General features: G+C 69.6%; 8 protein-coding genes and 1 pseudogene. 1 reads left to right on the top strand and 8 read right to left on the bottom strand.

Features of this window, described 5'->3' with window-relative positions; genetic code table 11:
• The coding region (locus AB0E96_RS34175) for a methyltransferase domain-containing protein (RefSeq protein WP_359829686.1) at nucleotides 1-631 on the top strand (631 nt) is incomplete at its 5' end.
• Between the two features lie 240 nt (nucleotides 632-871).
• Here AB0E96_RS34175 and AB0E96_RS34170 read toward each other — a convergent pair.
• The 8 genes and pseudogenes from AB0E96_RS34170 to AB0E96_RS34135 form a co-directional block, all read right to left on the bottom strand.
• Nucleotides 872-1,171: pseudogene (locus AB0E96_RS34170) on the bottom strand (adenylyl-sulfate kinase); the annotation flags it as partial.
• A complete protein-coding gene (locus tag AB0E96_RS34165; RefSeq protein WP_359829685.1) occupies nucleotides 1,168-1,902 on the bottom strand; it encodes a sulfotransferase in 735 nt (244 codons plus the stop codon). The gene AB0E96_RS34165 and the pseudogene AB0E96_RS34170, both read right to left, overlap by 4 nt.
• Nucleotides 1,895-2,692 carry a hypothetical protein gene (locus AB0E96_RS34160; RefSeq protein WP_359829684.1) on the bottom strand — a complete coding sequence of 266 codons (798 nt, stop codon included), beginning with the start codon at nucleotides 2,690-2,692 and terminating at the stop codon, nucleotides 1,895-1,897. The genes AB0E96_RS34165 and AB0E96_RS34160 overlap by 8 nt, the downstream gene beginning before the upstream one ends.
• Nucleotides 2,693-2,697: 5 nt before the next feature.
• Nucleotides 2,698-4,344 (bottom strand): pyridoxal-dependent decarboxylase, encoded by a 1,647-nt coding sequence (locus AB0E96_RS34155; protein ID WP_359829683.1) that lies wholly within the window; start codon nucleotides 4,342-4,344, stop codon nucleotides 2,698-2,700.
• Nucleotides 4,337-5,380: a radical SAM protein gene (locus AB0E96_RS34150; RefSeq protein ID WP_359829682.1), complete on the bottom strand. Its 1,044-nt coding sequence runs from the start codon at nucleotides 5,378-5,380 to the stop codon at nucleotides 4,337-4,339. Before AB0E96_RS34150 ends, AB0E96_RS34155 begins: the two co-directional genes overlap by 8 nt.
• Nucleotides 5,380-6,579 carry a glycosyltransferase gene (locus AB0E96_RS34145; RefSeq protein ID WP_359829681.1) on the bottom strand — a complete coding sequence of 400 codons (1,200 nt, stop codon included), beginning with the start codon at nucleotides 6,577-6,579 and terminating at the stop codon, nucleotides 5,380-5,382. Before AB0E96_RS34145 ends, AB0E96_RS34150 begins: the two co-directional genes overlap by 1 nt.
• 11 nt (nucleotides 6,580-6,590) lie before the next feature.
• On the bottom strand, nucleotides 6,591-8,417 hold the full coding sequence (locus AB0E96_RS34140) for an SPASM domain-containing protein (protein ID WP_359829680.1): 1,827 nt from the start codon (nucleotides 8,415-8,417) through the stop codon (nucleotides 6,591-6,593).
• Nucleotides 8,418-8,649: 232 nt separating this feature from the next.
• Nucleotides 8,650-9,217: hypothetical protein (locus tag AB0E96_RS34135; protein ID WP_359829679.1), on the bottom strand; the 568-nt coding region annotated here is incomplete at its 5' end.

Raw genomic sequence — 9,217 nt, 5'->3', positions numbered from 1 at the left:
TGCTGATCTGCGCGACCCTCTCCCGTGCTCCGATACGAGCGTGGACGTCGTCTTGTCGTACAACACCATCGAGTGCCTGCCGGACCCGCTGGAGATGCTGGCCGAGGTGGCGCGGGTCCTTCGCCCTGGAGGGCGGGCGGTCATCGCGCACGTCGACTTCGACTCGATGGTCATCGCGGGCGCGGGCGCCGATCTCGATCGGCGGGTGTGTCACGCGTTCGCGGACGATGCGCAGAGCTGGATGGATCACGCGGACGGCAGGATCGGACGCAAGCTGGGGCTGCTCCTCGCCTGCAGTCCGCTGGAGCTCGTCGGCGTCGAGCCGTTGCTGGCGTGGTCGACCGAGTTCACGGGGCATGCGAAGGATCGGGTTGACCAGATTCGGAAGGCTCTGTTGTCGGCCGCCAAGCATGGTCGGGGTTCGGTCGCCCCTGAAGAGGTCGAGGCGTGGTACGCCGCGGTGTGCGAGGCGGACCAGCTGGGCGGTTTCTTCTTCTCCGAGCTGGCGTTCATCGCGGTGGCGGAGAAGGCTAGGGGCGGTCGCATCGGGCGTGGCGCCGCCTCGCACGACGGCCGGCAGGCGGCACCCGTACGAGCCGGATCGATGCCGCATCTCCCGACTGCTGCTTGACCAGCGTCTATGGGGAAGCGGCGTTCGCGAGGGCGGTAGCGGCGAAGTTGCAAGGGCGTTCGCGGTGGTGCTGAGCGGGGCCGTGGTGTCCAGCGCCAGCGCGGGCTGTTCGGGATCGGACCAGGACAGCTCCGGTGCGTCCGGGGCCGGGTTGGTTCGGTAGGCGCGGACGGTGCGGAGGGCGTCGCGGGCGTGGCGCACCGGTTCGGGTGCGTGGACGTGGATGAGGCGGAGGCGTTCTCCGAGGAGGTCTGCGGCGAGCTGGCGCTCCGCCTCGGTGGAGGTCACCAGGGTGACGATGCCGACCTGGTGCTGGCCGGCTGCGTGCGCGAGGGCGCGGATCGTGGCGATGCGGTCGGAGGGTGACCAGTCCAGATCTCGCAGGACGCCGGTGGCGCGTTCGACGTCCGCGTCGTAGAGCCCGCAGTCGGCGCCGTGCTCGGTGCTGAGGTAGTCGAGGAGGTGGCGAGCGAGGGTGGTCTTGCCGGAGGCCGGCAGTCCGAGGAGCCAGAAGACGGTTGATGATCGCGGCTGGCTCATGGGGCGTAACCCCACTTCTGGCACCAGGAGTTGAGCAGCAGCGGGACGCCGTCCCCCGGCGGCGGCGGGGTGGCGGCCTGGATGCGGCCGGAGGCGATCTGGGGTGACCAGTCGCCGATGCCGTAGACGAAGGGGCCGTGGTCGTGACGGCCGTAGTCGAGCATGCTCGGATCCCAGGGGATGCCGATGTGCTCGCACAGGGCCTTGCAGGTGGCTTCGGGGTCGGCGGTCAGTTGCTCGTAGGTGACGTGGACGGCGTCCGGCAGGTTGGCTGCGGCTTCGTCGAGGGCGGTGGCGAACTTGTCGAGGGTGACGGCGGCTTCGGCGATGTCGTTGGCGTCGCCGGCGCGGCGGATGGAGTCGGCGATGGCGACCGGGTGGCGGCGCAAGACGATGTAGCGGGCCTGGGGCCAGCAGGCGGCGAGGCGTTGCCAGATGAACACGTTGCCCGGGGACTTTTCGACGAGCACGGTCTTGCCGGCCTCGGTGAGTTGGTGGTGGAGCAGGCGGTCCCAGAGCAGGTGCTCGAGGTCGGTGTGGTTGAGGCCGAGGGTGCGCATGGACAGGTCGGTGAACTCGTCGTCGACGGCCACGGTGTAGCCGGCGAGGTGGAGTTCGTGCGGGGCGTGGACGGCGGGGTGGGATCCGAGCAGGCAGCGCAGCAGGGTCGATCCGGAGCGGATCGGGGAGAGGAGGAACACGGGCGAGGGGACGAGACGGTGGTCAGGCACCGAGTTCCTCCTTCACGGCGCGCTCGCGTTCGGCGAAGACACGCAGGCGGGTGGCGATGTCACGGCGGTAGTGGGCGGAACCGGGCTCGGTCTTCTCGTCGCAGTGGAAGACCCGGAGCGGGAGGCGGTGCAGGTAGCCGATTCCGAGGCCGGCGGGCTGGGCGAAGGTGTGGGAGAGCCAGTCCTCGTAGTTCATCCAGCGCCGGCCGTCGTCGTGGAACCGGTCGCCGGGGACGCCGCCGGCCGCGGCCATGACGGGGCGGGCCCGCTGGGTGTCGTAGATCAGGAAGTGGGAGGAGACGCGGTTGACCGAGCGGGCCCGGTCGCTCAGCGGCGGGCCAGCCTCTTCGAGCTTCCACTGCCAGCAGTCATGGTCGTCGATGCGCTGTGCGAGCGCGAGCTGGGGGTACTGGTCGAACGTCTCGGCGATCTCGGCGAGGACATCGGTGGCGTTCGGGTCGCGGAAGGCGACGACATCGCCTTCGATCGTGATCAGGAAGCGGCTCTTGTCGCTGACGAAGTGGGTGTGGATGTTGTTCGCCTGGTCGCCGGAGGCCCGGTGGCGGGTGCGCCAGCGCAGCCGCACTTCGTCGAAGCCCCAGGTGCTGTGGGCGAGTTCGACGATCTCGTCGGCCGGGGCGCTTTCTGCCCCGTCTACGACGAGCACCAGGTCGTACGGGTGGCGGGTGCCGCGGGTCAGGGCGTCCAGGGTGCTGGGGATGGTGCGGCGCAGAAGTTCGACGTCGCTGTGGACGAGGTAGGCGATCGTGAACGCGGGTGGATAGGTCACGGCGGTCACCAGCCCGCCGGTCCGGTCACGTCCGGCCCCGGGGTGCTGGCGGTCGGGTCCGTGGACGTGAGCAGGGCGCCGAGGTCTTCCAGCATGCGGCCGGTGAGGTCGCGTGCCGCTTCGGTGATGTCCTGCTCGATTCCGTGCTCGATCTCGTCGGGGACGTGCGGGTGGCCCACGCACATCCCCATGACCTGGTACTTGGCGCCGCTGCCGAGGCGGTCGGCGAGGTCCTGCAGCGCGAAGAGATCGAAGACGACCGTGCCAGCACGGTACAGGCGGTTGGCGAAGGCGGCGGTGTAGCGGGAGATGAGGTCGCGCACCATACCGTGGTGCGCGGCTGGCAGGGCGGCCAGTTCGAGGGCTTCGGCGACCAGGGTGGGGAGGAAGACGAAGGCGCACCGGTAGAAGTCGGAAGTGCCGAGCATTCGGAGGCAGCCGGTGCGTTCGAGCAGGTCGACCATCTTCTGGAAGGTGGCCTGACGGTCTTCGACGAGTCGGCCGATGCCGTCGACGCCTTGATGCTTGATCAGTGCCCAGAGCTTGAGCGATTCGAAGCCGCGGGAGCCGTAGAACGGGGTGATCAGGCCGAGGTCGAGGCAGTCGGGGTCGTCGGCGCGGTCCGGGTAGCGGGCGAAGCGGCCGAGTGCGGCAGGGGCGCGGAAGAGGACGTAGCTGGAGGGGTAGCTGACGAACAGGCCCTTGTGCGGGTCGAGGGCGACCGAGTCGGCGTGCTCGATTCCGGCGAGCCGGACCTTGAGCTTCTCGGAGAACAGCAGGCTGCCGCCGTGGCAGGCGTCCACGTGGAACCACACGTTGTGCTGCTCACTCAGCTCGGCGAGGGCCTGCAGGTCGTCGATGCCGGTGGTGCGGCAGTTGCCGGCGACGCCGACGACCATGAAGATCCGCTTTCCCGGAGGCGACGAGGCCAGCAGGCGGGCGACGGAGGCGGGGTCGCTGGTGAACTCCGGGGTGGCGTCCGCCCAGAGCAGTCCGTCGGTGCCCAAGCCGAGGGCCTGTGCGGCGGCGAGGTAGGAGAAGTGCTCGACTCCGCCAGCCAGCAGGATCACTGGCTGCTCGGGCAGTGCCCGCAGGCCGGTGGTGCGGATCTCGGGGTAGGTGTGGGCGAGGGCGGCGGCGATGGCGATGTGGTTGCTCATGTTGCCGCCGGAGGTCCATATGCCGCCGAGCGATGCCAGTCCTTGGTAGTCGGCCAGAGTTGTGACCGGGTAGCCGATGAGTTCCCGGAGCCAGGTGATCAGCTGGGCCTCGATCACGTTGGCGGCGGGAGCGCTGCGGTCGTAGGCGATCAGGTTCTGGTTGAGGAAGGACGCGACGATGTCGGCCGCGAGCGCGGCGATGCTGTCGCCGGTGTCGGGGAACGCGAGGTAGCGCGGGTCCGCCTGGGAGATCGACCACCTGGCGATCTCGGTCAGGGCCTCGAAGAACTGCTCGGTGTTTCCGCCGTCCTGGGGGAGCGGGCGGGCGAAGCGGTCGATGAGCTCGCTGACGGTCGCGTGCCGCAGGACGAGGTCGTCGCGTAAGGCTCCGGAGGCGAAGTCGAGGCCGAGGTCGACCGCCCGGTGCAGCAGCCGCCGACTGTCCTCGGTCGGGCGGTTGCCCAGGAGGGCGGGCGGATGGGTATCAGACACGTCCGAACTCCATTCGGTAAACGCAGCCTTCGCACGAGGACCAGGCAGGGGCCTGGGAGACGAAGGAGTCCCGCAGAGCCCCGTACGGCTTCGAGGTCCAGATCTCGGCCATCGGCGACTGGTGGATGTTGCCGAGCACATTGTGGGGTGAGGACTCCATGTGGATGCAGCACGGCGTGACGTCGCCGTCCTTGGTGATGTAGCTGGCGTCCCACGGCCAAGGGCACACGGCTCGGCCGGCGGCCGGGCCCGCCAGCCGGGAGTAGTCGAAGATCGACAGCTGCAGACCCAGCTCGTCGGCGCGGGCGAGGCCGGCCTCCAGGTGCGGCACGACCTGCGATGGTGCGATCGCGAACAGAGACTCGGTGTTGAGGGTCTTGTCCTCGCCCCAGTGGTGCAGGCTCTCCACACTGATGCGCGTGACGCCGTGGTCCGCGACGAAGTCGACGATCGCCGGGAACTGGTCGAGGTTAGCGGTGGAGAGCGTCACCGCGGCCGACAGTGCGGTGTCGCGGTGGCGTGTCATCTCCGCGGCCTCGCGCAGCGCGGTGGACAGTTGGGATCCGCGCAGGCCGGAGCGCATCCGCCCGAGCGCGGCATCGTCGGCGCCGTCGACGCTGACGGCGAGCGGGCCCAGTCCGGCGTCGAGGACCGGCTGGAGACGACGGCGCACGAGCAGGCCGTTGGTGTTCGTCGAGGTGAACACGGACCGGTCGGTACACGCCTGGACGAAGGAGGCGAAGTCGCGGACGATCAGCGCCTTGCCGGCACCGACGAAGGACACGTGGCCAAGATCGGGCAGCTGCTCGAGCAGCGCAACGAAGGCGTCCAGGGACAGGTGCCCGCCACTGCTGTCGTGCACCGCCCGAACGCATCCGGCGCAGGAGAGGTTGCACAGGTCGGTGAGTTCCACCTGCAGGTACTGGGGAGTTGGCGTCGGCCGGCCCGGTTCGAGCCCGTAGCGGTCGAAGTCGTCGGTGACGAGGAACTTCCGAAAGCGCTCCGGCACCACGATCGAAGGCACCTGTTCGGGCATCACCTGGTCACCTCCTTCCGGTAGACGGAGACCGTCTCGTCGACGAACGCCTCGAACGCCGACGCCCGGCGGCTGAACGACGGCACCCGCAGCTCCTGGCATCCAGCCGCCACATCGATCGCCTGTCTCCATGAAGCCGGGTCGGCGTACTGTTCGACGAGGTGGACGCCCTCGTCGTCCGTGAGGTGGCGCATGGATGGCACCGCCGAGGACCACACCGGCACGCCCAGGGCATGGGCCTCGTGCGCCACGATCGGATGGTTCTCCCACCACTGCGAGGGCACCAGCAGCGCCCGGGCGCCGGCCAGCACCGGTCCTACGTCGGAGCGGGAGAGTGGAGGAAGCCAGCGCACCCGCCGGTCGGCTGCGGCGACCAGGCGCATTCGTTTCTCGTAAGCGGCGTCGTCCGGCACCGTTGCGACCAGGACCGGCAGCTCGACCCGGCTGTCCGCGAGGGCGTCGAGCAGGACGTGGAGGCCCTTCTCGGGTGAGCATCGGCCAAGGAACAGCAGGTACTCGCCGCTGGCGCTGCTCTCGGCCAGCGACTGCCAGCTGTCGGGTAGCCCGTAGCAGGCCCGGTCCCGGACCATCTTGTTCACCACGACGCCGGCCATGGCGAGCTCCACAGCCTGGTGCGGTGTCTGCGTCCACAGCGCCCGCACCCGTCCGTTCAGCCACGCGGCATTGCGGGCCCGCCACGACTCCACGTCCCCAGCTGCTGCACTCGGCGAGCCCAGGCATCCCAAGCAGCTGGTAGAGGGCGCGGTGCTGGTGCACTGGCCACCGGTGGAGCGCACGAGGAGTTGGTGGTCGGGGCAGACGGCGGTGTAGTCGGTCAGCGTCGAGACGACCGGTACGTTCCGCAGCGGCGCGGTGTCGAGGAACGCCAGGCCGATGCGGCTGAAGTGCAGGACGTGGACGAGGTCGACGGCAGGTCGCGAGGCGAGCAACTGCTCGATGCGCGCTGCCTGCTGAGCCTCTTGGGCGCGCCAGCCAACCGGGTAGTCGTGTGCGAAGACCGCGGGCACGCTGATGTACTCGGCCGCGGTGCGTCGCTGCTGCGGTGGCGGGTCGTCGGCCGCCAGCCACGCGACGTCCAAGCCTCGCGCCATCAGGGCCCGGGCGAGGTCGTCGGCCAGGATTTCCGTCCCGCCGGCTTCCTCTCCCGCGAACCGGTGGGTGACCAGAAGAATGCGCATCTCGCCTCCCGTCAGCAGGTGTTGCCCTGGAGCCCGGCCCAGCGACCGAGCGGCGTGAGCTCAACGGGCATACGGCCGTTGACTCCCGCCGAGGCCGGTCGCCCGGGTGCCTCTGGGCCGGACAAGCGAAGCGGACCCTTCGCGTTGAGGTCCAGGGCCGCGAACGGCTCGGGCAGCGTCAAGGCCGTCCACCCGCCGTCCGTGAAGTCCGCGAACACGTTCACACCGAGCTCCTCGCCGGAACTTCCCGGTTCGGGAAGCGGTACCACCAGCTCCATGTGATCGGCCTCCCAGGAGAGGCGGACATCAGAGGCGTTCTCCCAGACGGGATCGGGGTGCGGAACACGGCGGAACCGGGCGGAGGGCGCTTCGAGCCACCAGGCGCCGTCGCGGGTGCATCGCAGGAACCGTTCATCGGGCCACTGGCCGGCGGCGAGATCATGCAGGGTGAACTCGCCCTCGCTCAACGGCTGCAGGCGGACGCGGACAGCGTGGACGGTGTCGGGCGTATCGCCCAGCTCCAGCCGCACTGCGAGCCCTTCGGGCCTTCGGGTGAGCGTGACGGTGAGTCCCGCTGGGTTGGCCAGTCCGCCTCGCACCCGGCCCGGACCGGCGAGCGGGACGGCTGCCTGTCGGCCGTCGGCAGCGGCGTCGAGGTGGGCCGCCGGCAGGTAGGCGGCTTCGGGGGAGGAGGCGTGCGCCTTCGCGGTGAGTCCGTACGGCGAGGGCAGGGCGTCCAGCACCTCGGGGTGCTCCTCGCGCAGGGTGACGACGAGGCGGATCGACAGGTCGGTCAGGAACCGGATCAGGTCGCACTTCACGCCGTCGGGCTTGGTGATGTCGTCATTGGCGAGGACCGCCTGGTAGTAGCAGCCGCCGCCGCACACGTAACGCGACGGGCAGGAGGAGCACTCGTTCCGCTGGTCGACGACCAGGTCGAGGTACTTGCGGCGCTCGGAGTCCTCGACGCCGGTGGAGGCGTGGCCGATGTGCCAGCCGGACTTGCCGATGAAGTGCGCGCACGGGTAGAGGTTGCCGTTGGTGTCCAGGTAGGTGCCGCTCTTGCCGGCGCCGCACCGGTAGACCTGTGCCGCGCGGTCCTTCACGCGGTAGAAGAACCGCATGAAGAAGTCCTCGGAGTTCAGCGCGAGCAGTCGGGTGAGGATGCCCTCCGGGGGCTGGGTGAGGATGTGCTCGACGAGGTCGGCGTAGCCCTGGCGGAAGGCCGGCAGGGTTTCGGCGTTGAGCGCGTAGTCCTTGTCGTGGGTGGCGTTGACCGGCTTCATGTAGATGTTGCGGGCCCCGACGTCCTCGAAGAGGTGACGGAAGATCGCCACGAAGTCGGTGCAGTACGCGGTCAGGACCGCCGAGACCCCCATGTCGGGGTGGTGGGCCAGCACCTGGTCGAGCACGGAACGCACGTGGTCGTACGTGCCCCCGCGGCCACCGGTGTAGAAACGTACCCGGTCGTGGACGTCCCGCGGCCCGTCCAGGCTGATGTCCTGGGGCGGGCCGAGCCGCTCGGCGAGCTCGGCCGTCATCGACAGCGTCGCGTTGGTGACCATGGGCCCCGCCCAGACCACGGCGACTGGCGAGTGGGCGAGGTTCTCGGCAACCAAGTCCTGGACCGTGTCGTGCATGTGGCGCACCAACATGGTCTCGCCCGCCTGGCCGAAGTCGATCCGGCTGTACCGGGCGTTCTCCCCGACCAGCCGCTCGCGGTGGGTGCGAAGGCCCCGCACCACCGTCTCCAGCGGGATGGTGACGGGCTTGCCGTCGGCGTGCACCCGGTCCCGGAGCGAGCAGTACGTGCAGCCCATGTTGCAGACGTCGGTCAACGACAGCTGGGCCTGCGGGTACGCCTCACGGTAGGAGGTGATCTGGTGGACCGGCTCCAGGCCGCCGCACGGACACGGCTGGTCAGAAGCGGTGATTTGCCCGCCGCGGACATGGAAGGTGTAGCCGTCCGCGAAGGAGACGTGCGAAGCATCGCTGGTGGACAGTGGAATCGCGTCGCTGATTACAGTTGACCTCTCGGGTTGAGACGGCGTGGATCGGGGCGGAACGGGATTACAGGTTGCGCGGACCAGGCAGACCAAGTCGGCGACGCAGCACGTCCAGCTGGCCGGCCAGCTGCTCCACCTCTACGTCCGGGATGGTGGCCGGCGGCGCGGGATCGGCCGCCTCCCGCAGGGCGAAGGCCCGGCGTACCAGGGCTTCCACCTCGGCGGCCTCGTCACCCGGAACGAGTTCGTGCAGGAGTGACAGCTGCCGGACCAGCTTCACCGGAGGCGGCGCAGCTGCGGAACGGGCGAACACGAGCCGGGCCAGCAGCGCCCGGGACTCGAACCACAGGTACTTGGCGGTGAGTTCGCGGCCCCGCTGCTCGTACTCGCTCGGCCGACTGATGACGGCGGTGGATGGGGCGGCGATGGCGGTGGCGATCCAGCCGGGGCTGTGATGGTCCGTGTCGGGCCGGCGCAGCTCGAACCACTCGTGGAGATCGCGGCTCAACTTCCTGTCCGCGCTGACGACATCCCGCTCGGCCGGCCGGGCGGCGGAGCCCTCGGCAGCGAGACCTAGGCAGGTGAGTGCTTCGATCACGAGGTCCTCAAGCGCCCGATGCCCGGTGGGGTGG

It is taken from the genome of Kitasatospora sp. NPDC036755 (assembly GCF_040636595.1).
GTDB lineage: Bacteria > Actinomycetota > Actinomycetes > Streptomycetales > Streptomycetaceae > Kitasatospora.
This window is presented reverse-complemented; position numbering and strand designations above follow the sequence as displayed.